The sequence below is a fragment of the Paenibacillus sp. 37 genome (assembly GCF_008386395.1).
In the GTDB taxonomy this organism is placed as follows: Bacteria; Bacillota; Bacilli; order Paenibacillales; family Paenibacillaceae; genus Paenibacillus; species Paenibacillus amylolyticus_B.
This window is the reverse complement of record NZ_CP043761.1, coordinates 2588361-2600851: the sequence shown is the minus strand read 5'-3', so window position 1 is coordinate 2600851 and position 12491 is coordinate 2588361. Positions and strand designations below refer to the sequence as shown.

At 47.2% G+C, this 12491-nt stretch carries 12 protein-coding genes; 5 read left to right on the top strand and 7 right to left on the bottom strand.

The features are described from left to right. Positions 1–127 precede the first annotated feature (127 nt). The 3 genes from F0220_RS11755 to F0220_RS11745 all read left to right on the top strand — a co-directional run bounded on the left by F0220_RS11755 (position 128) and on the right by F0220_RS11745 (position 2280). A complete protein-coding gene (locus F0220_RS11755) occupies positions 128–1126 on the top strand; it encodes a YpdA family putative bacillithiol disulfide reductase (protein WP_076249782.1) in 999 nt (332 codons plus the stop codon). Between the two features lie 5 nt (positions 1127–1131). Further along, the gene (locus F0220_RS11750) at positions 1132–1575 is read left to right on the top strand and encodes a DUF441 domain-containing protein (RefSeq protein ID WP_036609212.1); all 444 of its coding nucleotides are present in this window, start codon (positions 1132–1134) and stop codon (positions 1573–1575) included. A gap of 192 nt (positions 1576–1767) precedes the next feature. Continuing rightward, complete coding sequence (locus tag F0220_RS11745) at positions 1768–2280, top strand: hypothetical protein (protein ID WP_036609214.1); 513 nt, start codon at positions 1768–1770, stop codon at positions 2278–2280. Positions 2281–2378: 98 nt separating this feature from the next. Here the strand turns inward: F0220_RS11745 and F0220_RS11740 are convergent, their stop codons facing one another. Then, the gene (locus tag F0220_RS11740) at positions 2379–2828 is read right to left on the bottom strand and encodes an NUDIX domain-containing protein (RefSeq protein ID WP_105598236.1); all 450 of its coding nucleotides are present in this window, start codon (positions 2826–2828) and stop codon (positions 2379–2381) included. 76 nt (positions 2829–2904) lie between these two features. Further along, positions 2905–3201, bottom strand: coding sequence for a HesB/YadR/YfhF family protein (locus F0220_RS11735; protein WP_036609218.1), 297 nt, complete (start codon positions 3199–3201; stop codon positions 2905–2907). Positions 3202–3687: 486 nt separating this feature from the next. Between F0220_RS11735 and F0220_RS11730 the strand changes: the two genes are divergently transcribed. Together F0220_RS11730 and F0220_RS11725 are read left to right on the top strand one after the other, a co-directional pair. Beyond that, positions 3688–5433: an ABC transporter ATP-binding protein gene (locus tag F0220_RS11730; RefSeq protein WP_105598235.1), complete on the top strand. Its 1746-nt coding sequence runs from the start codon at positions 3688–3690 to the stop codon at positions 5431–5433. 12 nt (positions 5434–5445) lie between these two features. Then, on the top strand, positions 5446–7536 hold the full coding sequence (locus F0220_RS11725; protein WP_149846523.1) for an ABC transporter ATP-binding protein: 2091 nt from the start codon (positions 5446–5448) through the stop codon (positions 7534–7536). A gap of 185 nt (positions 7537–7721) precedes the next feature. On the opposite strand, the gene F0220_RS11720 is transcribed toward F0220_RS11725, so the two are convergent. The 5 genes from F0220_RS11720 to argS form a co-directional block, all read right to left on the bottom strand. Next, positions 7722–8348 (bottom strand): YdcF family protein, encoded by a 627-nt coding sequence (locus F0220_RS11720; protein ID WP_091017212.1) that lies wholly within the window; start codon positions 8346–8348, stop codon positions 7722–7724. Beyond that, complete coding sequence (locus F0220_RS11715; RefSeq protein ID WP_053061520.1) at positions 8345–8890, bottom strand: hypothetical protein; 546 nt, start codon at positions 8888–8890, stop codon at positions 8345–8347. Before F0220_RS11715 ends, F0220_RS11720 begins: the two co-directional genes overlap by 4 nt. A 99-nt stretch (positions 8891–8989) precedes the next feature. Next, positions 8990–9700: a hypothetical protein gene (locus tag F0220_RS11710; protein ID WP_105598233.1), complete on the bottom strand. Its 711-nt coding sequence runs from the start codon at positions 9698–9700 to the stop codon at positions 8990–8992. Continuing rightward, positions 9697–10752 carry an ATP-binding cassette domain-containing protein gene (locus tag F0220_RS11705; RefSeq protein ID WP_105598232.1) on the bottom strand — a complete coding sequence of 352 codons (1056 nt, stop codon included), beginning with the start codon at positions 10750–10752 and terminating at the stop codon, positions 9697–9699. The genes F0220_RS11710 and F0220_RS11705 overlap by 4 nt, the downstream gene beginning before the upstream one ends. A gap of 5 nt (positions 10753–10757) precedes the next feature. Then, positions 10758–12488 (bottom strand): arginine--tRNA ligase, encoded by a 1731-nt coding sequence (gene argS, locus F0220_RS11700; protein ID WP_105598231.1) that lies wholly within the window; start codon positions 12486–12488, stop codon positions 10758–10760. Between the last annotated feature and the right edge of the window lie 3 nt (positions 12489–12491).

The following is a 12491-nucleotide window of genomic DNA, read 5'->3' as shown; positions in this document are numbered from 1 at the left end:
TTTCTTCTCAACACGTCAACTCCTTTGGTTTCAAGTAAGCTTGTCTAATTAAACTCCACGCTTGAACTGGCATTGGCTCGTTATTTACGGTAGGATTATATTGCTTGAAATAAGGAGGATTAAGAACATGGAAGATGTCATTATTATCGGCGGAGGCCCATGCGGTCTGTCTGCTGCCATTGAATGTGAGCGGCTGGGACTGTCCGCTGTGATCGTTGAGAAATACAATATCGTTCAATCTATTTATCTGTATCCAACCCATATGCAGTTTTTCAGCACAGCCCCGCTGCTTGAGATCGGAAACGTTCCGTTCAGCACACCTAATGATAAACCGTTTCGTTATGAAGCACTTGCCTATTATCGCAGGGTAGCCGAACATTTTGGTCTGCGTGTTCATAACTATGAGGAAGCCCGTGAAATTAAACGCAAGGATGATGGTACGTTTGAGGTACATACGCTCAATCGCCGCGGGGAAGCCATCGTACATGTTGGACGCAATGTAGTTGTAGCTACCGGTTATTTTGACCATCCTAACTATCTGGGCATCCCTGGAGAAGATAAAGATAAGGTAACCCACTACTTCAGGGAAGCCCACCCTTATACCCGTACACGTGTCGCCATTATTGGCGGAAGCAACTCAGCCGTGGATGCGGCCATGGAACTGGTTCGGGTCGGAGCACATATTGATATGGTTTATCGCGGCAGTGGTCTGTCCCAGCATATTAAACCATGGGTACGCCCGCTATTCGAGAGCATGGTGACAAAAGGTCATATCACACTCCACCTGGAATCACGCGTGAATGAAATACTCGATGATTCGATTCGTCTGATACACACGGATGGTTCCACTCGGGAACTGGATAATGACTTCGTACTGGCCATGACCGGTTTCCGTCCAGATCGTCAACTACTCACGTCGGTAGGTGTGGAGATGTCTGATGATATGGATAAACCTCTATATGATGCACAAACGATGGAAAGCAGCGTACCTGGTGTATATGTGGGCGGAGTCATCGCTTCGGGGCGTAATGCCAATGAAGTCTTTATTGAATCCGGGCGCTGGCATGGACGTTACATTGCGGAACATATCGTTAGCAAACAACGTGGACAGACTGAAGGGAAATGAAAACAATGGATATGACTTCCCTGCTGTTGCTCGTATTTGCGGCTCTCGGGATTATCAGCAGCAACACACCTGTGACCGTAGCGATGGTATTTCTGTTGTTGCTACGAGTCCTGAACCTGAATCAGGCATTTCCATGGCTTGAAAAATACGGACTTACACTGGGCATTATCATTCTGACCATTGGCGTGATGGCACCTCTTGCCAGTGGCAAGATGAGTCTGCAGACGATCGGTGAGTCTTTCCTGCACTGGAAATCACTACTCGCCATTGGCGTAGGATTACTGGTGGCATATCTCGGAGGACGTGGCGCTACGTTGATGGGTACACAGCCAACTGTCGTTGCAGGGCTGTTAATCGGAACGGTACTTGGGGTTGCCCTATTCAAGGGTGTACCTGTGGGTCCATTGATTGCGGCGGGAATTTTATCATTGCTACTGGGCAAATCCTGATTCAAGTTGTGATAGTTGTAACCTGACATGCTATGCAGATTGGCTGTATTTCCCACCGTTGTGTGATATACTTCTATTCATGCAAATTGTGTACACGAGTCTACAACAGAATAATCCACATTGTGGTTATGCTGTTGCATGAAATATAGATTCACTTTGCAACTATTAATGGCGCAGGAGGATTAAGGAACCATGTCACGTCAGTTTATTACAGAAGCCGTGATGGTGGCCATTTACGGTCAATTGCTAGCGCCGCCCGCGCCTGTTGAATATATTGTTCCTTATACCACCATCCTTGAGCTATATGAATTCCAGACCAGTCCTGATCCCATGATGGATAACCCGGCAGATGATCAGCATGTGAAATCCAAAATCAATGAAATGATTTCTTATTTCGAGGAACCGCTGAATAAGAAAAAAATAGAGCGTGCGTTACTTGTTCCATGGGCCAAAAGCCCCTCCATTTTATTTGGTGACCAAGTATCCATTGCCATTATCAACGCAATAGATACGGCACAGTACGGGGAGTATTTCGATCCCATTGAGACAGAACTGTTGCTGACATCTCAGCGTCTGAGTATCCCGATTCTCACCGATCAGGTTGAACTGATTGCACGTATTATTGAGTCTGAATCACCTGTGCAGGTATTTGATATTGATGATTTTGATTTTGCGATGGATGATGAACCACTGGATCAGGTGTAATTCATACTCTGAGCACCTGAATCGGATTTTTTAAAAAATGACCTTGGCATCCACTGTATCGTGCATGCCAAGGTCATTTTTTTGCGTCAACACTTATTTTATTCTGCAATATCCCGCGCTAACAGGATTCGGCTAATCTGATTCAGAGGTGGTAACGACTCCAGCGCAAAAAACTTCAGACCTGCATCACTATTTACACGCGACTCCACAAGGTCATCCTGAATGATCACTGTCCGGAACAGAGCAATGACATAATACTCTTCATCTCCGCTTGAATGCAGATACCGAAGGTCTGGCCCCGAATAGAGGCCTTCCAGTGTCATGGTATCAGCAGTCCAACCTGTCTCTTCCCATAACTCCCGATGTGCAGCATCTTCAATAGCCTCACCCGGGCGCATCTCACCTGCTGGCAACCGCCAGTGACCGTGTTCAGCATGCTGAATCAGCAGTAATTCACCTTGTTCGTTCTCAGCCCACACAGCCGCCTTTACAACAATATGAGAGCGTTTCGCGATATACTGGGCCAAATCTCGTGCTGGCAGATTCACTGCTTATCCCCTCCTCCTACTCGGAAGCCGGTGGCGACCTGTAATCCATCTATTGCTTAGCAGAATACTTCAAAGTTTAGACTTCCGTGTAACGATATTCGATATCCTGACCTTCATCAACGATATCCACATGCAGTTGGTGCCCTTTCAGATACCAATAATCGTGATCTTCCATAAAGAATTGAATCCCCGATACTTCGGTTTGATCCGCAGGATGTCTTGGTTTCTCCACAGCAATGCCTAGCGAAAATCCAGGGTGAAGACCTCCGCCAGAGCTATAACGGGCAAAAAATCGAATGCTGTCTCCCTCGTTCAAATTCAGTTCTTCCTTGTACCAGCGAGCAGCTTGATCGGATACATGTATGGTACTCATTTGGTGTCAGCTCCTTCTGTATATATATGTTCCATCATATCTCTACAGGGACTTGAATACAAACCCGAGTGACCACATAAAGACAAAATAAATTGTGAAAAATGTTTGACAGATTGTAAAAACCGGTGTTAAGATGCAAACATACGAGGTCTACATTGTATTTATTTCCAAAAAAAGAAAGGGTGATTACGGTGTTTAACAAACATATGATTGGTCAATTCAGCACACAACTAAATACCGGAGCACACCCGAAATCATTATTCCGTTCATAAGTCGGCATGACAAGGCGTTCTTTCATTAGAACCTCTGTGATGTATACTCACAATCGAACTTATATATGGTGACGGCTCTGTTCTCTGAGCCATGCTGCCGTATGATTATATGAAGACATACCGCTTGCGTGCGGTATGTCTTTTTTTGTGGGTACATTTCGGCATACATGAACGGAATCTGCATTTCTCAGACATCGAAAGGAAGGGATAACACTTGTTCTCTGTACTTAAAAACCTGGCCTGGTTCTTCCGGCTGGAACGCAAACGATACCTAACCGGTGTCATCTTGCTTATTCTGGTGGGCATTGCAGAACTGCTGCCTCCTCGTCTTCTTGGTAATGCCATCGACGAGATTGTGCGCGGTTCCATTACCGGCACCTCACTTACGCGTTATATCTTGCTTATTCTGGGAACGGTCATCATTATCTATCTGGTTACATACGTTTGGATGCACAAACTGTTTGGTGGTGCCAATCTGGTGGAGCGGCTGCTTCGTTCACGCTTTATGGACCACTTGTTACGGATGACTCCTCCCTTTTTTGAGAAAAACAGAACAGGAGATTTGATGGCTCGGGCCACCAATGATCTTCGTTCCATTGCTACTACAGCAGGCTTCGGCATGCTGACCTTAACAGACTCTACAGCCTTTCTGGCCACTGTATTGTTCGCCATGGGTTTCCTGGTCAGTTGGAAACTGACCTTGGCGGCAATCCTGCCATTACCTTTTATCGCCATTGCCATGATGATCTATGGTAAAGCTGTACATCAACGTTACACCCTGGCACAGGATGCATTCGGAGATATGAACGACCAGGTGCTGGAATCCATCGCCGGGATTCGTGTCGTACGTGCTTATGTGCAGGAACGTCTGGACGAGAAACGGTTCGCCGACGTGACCGAAGATGTGTATCGCAAAAACCTGGCTGTTGCCAGAATGGATGCCCTATTCGAACCCACCATCCGGCTCTTCGTTGGACTCAGTTATGTGATTGCACTTGCCTACGGCATATATCTTGTATTTCATAATGAAATTACCCTGGGGGATCTCGTATCGTTTAACATGTACCTGGGGATGATGATCTGGCCCATGTTTGCCATCGGCGAATTAATTAACCTGATGCAACGTGGTAGCGCTTCGCTTGATCGGGTCAACGAGACTTTATCGGTAGAACCTGCCGTACAAGATGTGGAGCAACCTGCCCACGTTACGAATCCGGAAGAAATTGCGATGCAGGATGTTACATTCCGTTACCCAAGTTCAACTGTCGACAATCTCAGTCATATCAGCTTTTCGCTACGACGGGGTCAAACATTGGGTGTTGTGGGTCGTACGGGTAGCGGTAAGTCTACTTTGCTCAAACAACTGCTTCATGAATACCCTGCCGGTTCGGGCACATTAAGCATCTCGGGTCATCCGATTCAGGATATCGCCAAAGATGACTTGCACAGCTGGATCGGGTACGTACCACAGGAACAAGTTCTGTTCTCCAAATCAGTTCGTCAAAACATTCAATTTGGTAAACCTGGGGCCAGTGATGAAGTCATCATGGAAGCCATTCGTACCGCCGCTTTTGACGGGGATCTGGGAACCTTGTCCGATGGACTGGATACACTCGTTGGTGAAAAAGGAATCTCTCTGTCCGGCGGACAGAAACAGCGGGTTTCGCTGGCGCGTGCCTTTATTGCTAATCCTGATATCCTGATCCTTGATGATGCCTTATCTGCGGTCGATGCACGTACTGAAGCCAAAATTATTGAAAATATACGCAACAAACGCTCGAGCAAAACCACGCTGATCTCGACTCATCGCCTGTCTGCTATTGAACATGCTGACCGAATCATCGTACTGGAGCACGGGAAAATTACGGAAGAAGGCACTCACCAGGAATTGTTAGCCATGAACGGCTGGTACCGTGAACAGTATGAACGGCAACAGGTCGAGTCCAATCTGTCCACGTAGGAGGTCAATTCATTGAAGTCTAATACAGGCAAAAGGCTGCTTGATTACGCCTTGAAAGCCAAAGGAACATTTATCGCTGCATTAATTATGCTTACTATTGGTGTTGCGGCCGAGCTTGCCGGGCCATTCATCGCCAAATCCATGATTGACAATCACTTGCTCGCGATTGAGCAGCCTTTCTATGAGACGACAGCTTCAGATGAAGCCGCAGTTTACAACGGTAAGAATTACAAACGCGAAGGTTTGTTCGAACCGGATGAAAATAAAGGTTCCGAAGTGCGGGTATTACAAGCCGGCAGAAGTTTTTATTTTGTAAACGAACCGGTCAATGCACCTGACGGGGACCGCACATATACGGATGGAACCCTCACGGTTACACGCGCAGGTGAGGTAACAGGCCAATATGCGGCAACCCCCCTGTCCGCTGGTGAACTGTTTGCTTTTTACAAACCGGAGATGCCCAGCATCTATCAATTAATTGTGTATTACATGATCTTCCTCGTGATCTCGGTCATTATGGAGTTTGGTAAAACTTTCTGGCTGCAATCCTCGGCCAACAAGGTTATTCAAAGACTGCGTAACGATGTGTATGCCCATATTCAGCGACTGCCGGTGCACTTTTTTGATAACCTGCCCGCAGGTAAAGTTGTATCTCGGGTCACAAACGATACAGAAGCCGTCAAGGATCTGTTCGTTGCCGTTCTTTCGAACTTTTTCTCAGGAATCATCACGATTACAGGTGTGTATGTCGCACTCTTCCTGCTTGATGTTCGCCTGGGTCTAATCTCATTATTCGTTGTGCCGATGCTCATTACATGGATTGTGCTCTATCGCAAATTCGCCACTCGTTACAACACGATCATTCGATCCCGACTGAGTGAGATCAATGCAATCATTAACGAGTCCATTCAGGGGATGTCCATTATCCGCGTATTCCGCCATCAGAAACAAACCAAACAGGAATTCGAAGATCTGAATGATGACTATATGAAACACCAGAACAAAATGCTCAACCTGAATGCCTTCACCTCACACAACCTGGTTAACGTATTGCGAAATATCGCCTTTGCGGTGGTCCTGTGGTACTTCGGTTCCAGTGTGCTGGATGGCACAAGTATTATCTCTCTGGGTGTTCTGTATGCCTTCGTTGATGTTCTGGGTCGCTTGTTCCAGCCAATCACCGGTATGGTGAATCAACTCGCCAACCTGGACTCCTCCCTCGTATCTGCTGGGCGTGTCTTTGAGCTGATGGATGAAAAGGGAGAAGCTGTAACGGATGGCTCCATGCCAAGATACAAAGGGAATGTTGTCTTCGATGATGTATCCTTTGCCTATAAAAAAGATTACGTGCTTAACAATATCTCGTTCAAAGCATCCCAAGGTCAGACAGTCGCTCTGGTCGGCCACACCGGTTCGGGTAAAAGCTCAATCATCAACCTGCTATTCCGGTTCTATGATCCGCAAAAAGGCAAGATCACGATTGACGGTCAGAACGTCAAAGATCTGCCTAAACAGTGGATTCGCGAGCATATGGGGATTGTATTGCAGGACCCGTATCTGTTCACAGGCACCATTGCTTCCAACGTCAGTCTTGGCGATGAGAAGATCTCCCGTGAACGAATTGAACAGGCCCTGCGTGATGTAGGAGCCGAACGTATACTGGCTCATTTGCCTCAAGGCTTTGACGAACCTGTCATTGAAAAAGGAAGCACATTGTCCGCTGGTCAGCGTCAGTTAATCTCCTTCGCTCGTGCACTCGCATTTGATCCGGCCATCCTCATTCTGGATGAAGCGACTGCCAATATTGATACGGAAACGGAAGCACTCATTCAGAATGCACTTGAAGTCCTCAAAAAAGGACGTACCACCTTCATCATTGCTCACCGTCTCTCCACTATTCGTTCAGCAGATCAGATTTTGGTTCTGCATCGCGGGCGCATCGTTGAGCAGGGTGCACATGATGAACTGATGGAGCTTAAAGGCCGCTATTATAAGATGTATCAGCTTCAGCAAGGTGCGCAAGCAGCAGCGGTCGCAACGCTTGAGAATCCCTCAGGCGAGACTGTTCGAACATCAGCCTCCTTTGCCGGAGGCAATGCATAACAGTGTAAAACAGATAGCTCTTTAAGTAATCAACCAAAAATGATGTACTCGACAGCAAAACAAAAATCGATCTACACAGCTACCTTAGGGTTTGCGGTGTAGATCGGTTTTTTTGTATTTTCATCTGGAGGTATGTTCGGTTACTGTTTATTTCGTCCAGACAAAAAAACAATCCGCGTGCAACCTCATGGCTGCTGCGGATTGTCTATCCATCCCTTGATCGTATATCCCATGTACATCACAGTCTCCCTTGCGAGAAAAGGAAACTTGCTGCGCCAGGTTCGATAAGCCGTTGTTCGTGTCGGAGATGGTACGGCATCCATACCCAGCCCGGCAGCCAGCTTCATGGCCCGTTTCATATGCAGCGGATCACTCACAATCGTATAGGTTTGATAACCGGCCTGTTCACCAATTGGAATTGAATTGAGAAGATTCTCCTCGGTAATTCTGGATTTGGTCTCTATGCGAATATCCGCAGGATCTACTCCATGTGCAATGGCATACTTCTGACCCACTTCAGCTTCCGTATGTTCTCCAGCATCACCTGACCCGCCTGTGAAAAGCAGATTACGAACTGTACCCTGACGGTATAATTCAATCCCGTGTTCAATACGTTCGCGAAATACAGGTGAAGGGTTATCCCCCACCACGGCTGCGCCCAGAATGATCGCTGCATCCGATATCCTGGGTGAATCCTCATCCGTGTATACTGATATACGTACTGCCGTAACCACAGTCCACAGGATTCCAACGAATACTACAGCCAGAACCGTCATTAATATCCAGCGTTTGGTTATCCGTTTGCTTGTCATTCATCCTCTTCCAAAGCCCTCGCTTGCATACTCTCGGTATGCATCCGCTCCAGCGTTTGCAGAGCTGCTGCGGATTCGGCATCCAGACCAAGCTCTGCAATCCATGCACCCGTATACTGCTGAAGACGTATCTCCAACTCCTGTGCACGGTCTTTGAAATCCTCCAATTCCTTAATCATGCGTGAGCGTCCTTCCGGACTGAATGTCTCGTGAATTCGTTCCTTGAAGTAGTGATGTACGATACGGTTACGTTGCTGCCATAATTCATTCAACTGGCGAGTCTCTTCCTCAGAGAATGTAAAATGATGACGTACTTCGTGAATGAGCTGCCCCAGTGAACTGCTCATCTTTCGTTCGTACAGATCTTCCAGGTCTTCTTCAGACACAGCCTTGCCCTGAGACATTTTCATTAATAAAATCAGATTGACCAGCTGCTGTTCAAGCGCCTGCCCGTAGTACACGGCCAATCCGTAATAGGCAAACAATTCCCTGGAGTGTTCGCTGTCCAGCATGTCACCATTCTGGATATCTGTATTTTGCATATGCGAGCGCCTCCTTCAACCGTACGATGTTATCCATTCCATGTCCCTCTATCCTAACCAAACCAAGAGCAACATTCAAGTTATCGGGAAGCGCGTCTTCTAACCCCGCAGATCTCTTCTCCCGGACAGCCACACATGGATGATTAGTAACGCTAATGCATAGATCACAGTCCACAGCGTAACCGAAACAAAAGAGTTCATCTTGGATTCATCAAATAACATCATCTCACGAACCAGATAAAAGGCTGGTGGAAGAATACGGCCGATCCATTCTAACGATTCAGGCAAACGTTCGCTTAAGGAACCTTGGATAAACGATAGTAATAATACAATAATGAGGGCAGGCATACTGCGACTAAGCAAGGGAATGTACGATTTTTGAAAGAATACACTAATGCCTAATCCCAGCAGTGATAACCCCAGATGTCCTAACCAAGTCATCATCCACTCCTCACCTGTGAGTTGTCTCTCGAACATTCCCGCGAACACGGGATACAGCACAGTGATTACGGTGAGCATGAATTGCATGATCCAGGCACAGATGAGTTGACTTGTTACCACCTTACGCCTGCTTCCTGCATGAAGGACAAGTAATTGAACCTGCTTTGCAGGTTCGGTATTCATCACCATTACTCCGAGCCAAGCAGCTGCCAGAAATAACAGCATAGCCGTAACGCTGTAACTGTCGGCAATTGGGTTGGGTTTGTAAGAATAGATCAGCAGCATGGCGATGATATAAAAGATAACCGGTGCAAAATATTTCTGTGAGCGAATGTGATGCCTTAACAAATATCGGGTCAGATAGATCATTTGGCTTCTCCCCCCGCATCATCCATGGAAGAGCTTAAGTCGACAGATTCTGTGACACCTCTAAGACTCGTATGTACAGCTGGATGTTGTCCTTCCAGCAGACTTTCCATATGTAATTGACTTTCCTCCTGTTGTACAGACACAACCGAACCTCCGGATGCCAAAATTCTTTTGAGGACATCATCTGTTGATTGTTGAACTATTTTCCAATCCCACAACCAAGAATTGGATTTCCCCGAGCTTGTATTACGAACCAAAGACAGTACTCCCGGTTGTTGTACAATCGATAGATCGTTAGCGAGATCCTCTCCAGCTTTCGTCAGACTTTGAATACGTACAGCGGGTTCGCCAGCTTGTAGTATATCTTCACGACTCCAGTAGCGGAGCACGCGGCCTTTCTTCAACACAATCACCTGGTCTGCCAAACGTTCAATAAGCAACGGTTCATGACAAGCTGTAACGATGGATGTCCCTTCATCCTTCCATTGCCCCAATAAGGATACAATGCCCTCTTGAGCTGGAATATCCAAGCCTGACAACGGTTCATCCAGCAACAAAAGACCACCCGGTCCAGGTAACAGGGCCTGAATCAAATTTACTTTTTGCAATGTGCCCTTGGATAATAGGGGTAACTTCTGATCGATCGCGGTATCCAGATATAAAAGTTCACTAAGTTCTCTAATCCGCTCACGCAGTATTTCGGGGCGAATGCCCCGAATCCGACCCATGTCCCACAAGTACTCCCTAGATGTAAAGGGTAAACGTGGCAGGCCATCTACTGCATACCCATCAGAACCCTTCATTGTGCGCTGGATCGATCCTGTATCGGGTAACAAAATACCTGCCAACATACGTAGCAACGTGCTTTTTCCCGAGCCGTTTCTGCCAACAAGCACAGCACATTCACCCTGTTCCACTTCCAGATTAATTTGATTCAGTACCTGAGCATGACCTAATCTCTTGCTCACTTGTTGAAGCAATATACCTCGGACTGATGAGTTTGGTGTAGCTTGATCCGACTTCTTGAAAATACCACGTGTACTCCATGTCATTGGGATCACATCCGTTCCGGGGCCTGCACACCTAGCAAATGTAAACTGTACGCGAGTCGTTCGGCAGTCCGTTTGGCCAATGCCACCCGGAAGGATCTTACATCAGATGACGCATCCGCAATCCGTTCGGCGTGATAGAAGCGGTTGAACGCTTGAGCGACATCTATTGTATATTTGGCAATGACCGAAGGCTCATTCCGATGAATTGCTTTTTCCAGATACTCGGGATAATCACCAAGCAGTTTCAGCAATGCCCATGAGGTATCTCCGATAAGGGATGAAGTGGTTTCTGTGTTATTCTCACCTTCCGCAAGGTTGGGTTTAGTCAATGGGTTTTCATTTTCCATACGCATCGCCTCTTCTGCCTTGGCAAGCACACTTTGAATCCGAGCATGGGTGTATTGCACATAAGGTCCGGTCTCCCCTTCAAAACTCACCGCATCTTCCAGGGAGAAGTCCACATCGTTTAACCGATTATTCCGCAGATCACCGAAGACAATGGCACCTACACCAACAGCCTCAGCCACCTTCTGAGGGTTCTCCAGATTCGGGTTTTTCTCCTGAATAATCTGCAAAGCACGAGCAACTGCCTCATCCAACACTTCCTGCAAAAAGACAACTTTACCGCGGCGGGTAGACATTTTCCGTCCCTCAAAACGCATTAGGCCAAACGGGATATGTTCACACTTCGCAGACCATTCATGACCCATCCGGGATAGGACCGCAAATACCTGACGGAAATGTAACTTCTGCTCGCCTCCGACCACGTATAACAACCGATCTGCCTTCATCACATCATGACGATAAACCGCCGTAGCCAAATCCCGTGTAGGATAGATCGTTGTGCCATCTTTTTTGATAATCAGACACGGGGGCATGTTCTCATCCTCTAAGCGTACCACGAGTGCTCCGTCACTCTCTTCAAGTAAACCTTTTGTCTTGAGTTCTTCAACCACTGCGCCCATCTTGTCATTGTAAAAGCTCTCTCCCAGCGTATGGTCGAACTGTACATTCAGACGTTCATACATCCGGTTGAATTCCTTCATGCTCACTTCCACAAAGAATGCCCATAACCGCTGTGCTTCATCATCTCCTTGCTCCAGCTTGCGGAACCACTCGCGTGCCTCAATCTCCAGTGAAGGATCGTTCTCCGCCTCATCGTGGAAGCGCACGTACAGCTCCAGAGAAGTACGGATCGGGTCTGCCTGCAGCGCTTCATCATTGCCCCACCGTTTGTATGCTGCGATCTGCTTGCCAAACTGGGTTCCCCAGTCTCCCAGATGATTCACACTTACGGAGGTATAACCTGCTTCATTATACAACCGATACAGTGCTGCACCGATTACAGTAGAACGCAAATGTCCGATTCCGAAGGGTTTTGCGATGTTAGGGGAAGACATATCAATCACAACACGCGAACCTTGACCAAGCTGAAGCTTACCAAATGCCGCATTCCCCAGTTCTTTAAGCAGATTCGGCGCGAGCTTCTCCCGATTGAAACGGATATTTACATACGGCCCGGCGGGAGTCGCTTCAATTCCAGATGCCTGTAATCCCGTTGCGAGCTCAGTGGCAATGACTGCCGGTGCTTTTTTTAATGACTTCGCCAATGCAAAACAAGGGAATGCTGCATCACCCATCTCCGCTTGTGGTGGAACTTCCAATAATCTCATAACCTCTTGTTCATTCAATCCCGTTAAAGGGGCAATATCGGCCGCAGCCTGCTTCATCAACATGTC

Coding starts and splice junctions, on each gene's coding strand:
- F0220_RS11755 (WP_076249782.1), top strand. CDS start 128: ATGGAAGATGTCATTATTATCGGCGGAGGCCCATGCGGTCTGTCTGCT.
- F0220_RS11750 (WP_036609212.1), top strand. CDS start 1,132: ATGGATATGACTTCCCTGCTGTTGCTCGTATTTGCGGCTCTCGGGATT.
- F0220_RS11745 (WP_036609214.1), top strand. CDS start 1,768: ATGTCACGTCAGTTTATTACAGAAGCCGTGATGGTGGCCATTTACGGT.
- F0220_RS11735 (WP_036609218.1), bottom strand. CDS start 3,201: ATGAGTACCATACATGTATCCGATCAAGCTGCTCGCTGGTACAAGGAA.
- F0220_RS11720 (WP_091017212.1), bottom strand. CDS start 8,348: ATGACAAGCAAACGGATAACCAAACGCTGGATATTAATGACGGTTCTG.
- F0220_RS11715 (WP_053061520.1), bottom strand. CDS start 8,890: ATGCAAAATACAGATATCCAGAATGGTGACATGCTGGACAGCGAACAC.
- F0220_RS11710 (WP_105598233.1), bottom strand. CDS start 9,700: ATGATCTATCTGACCCGATATTTGTTAAGGCATCACATTCGCTCACAG.
- F0220_RS11705 (WP_105598232.1), bottom strand. CDS start 10,752: ATGACATGGAGTACACGTGGTATTTTCAAGAAGTCGGATCAAGCTACA.
- argS (WP_105598231.1), bottom strand. CDS start 12,488: ATGTTGATGAAGCAGGCTGCGGCCGATATTGCCCCTTTAACGGGATTG.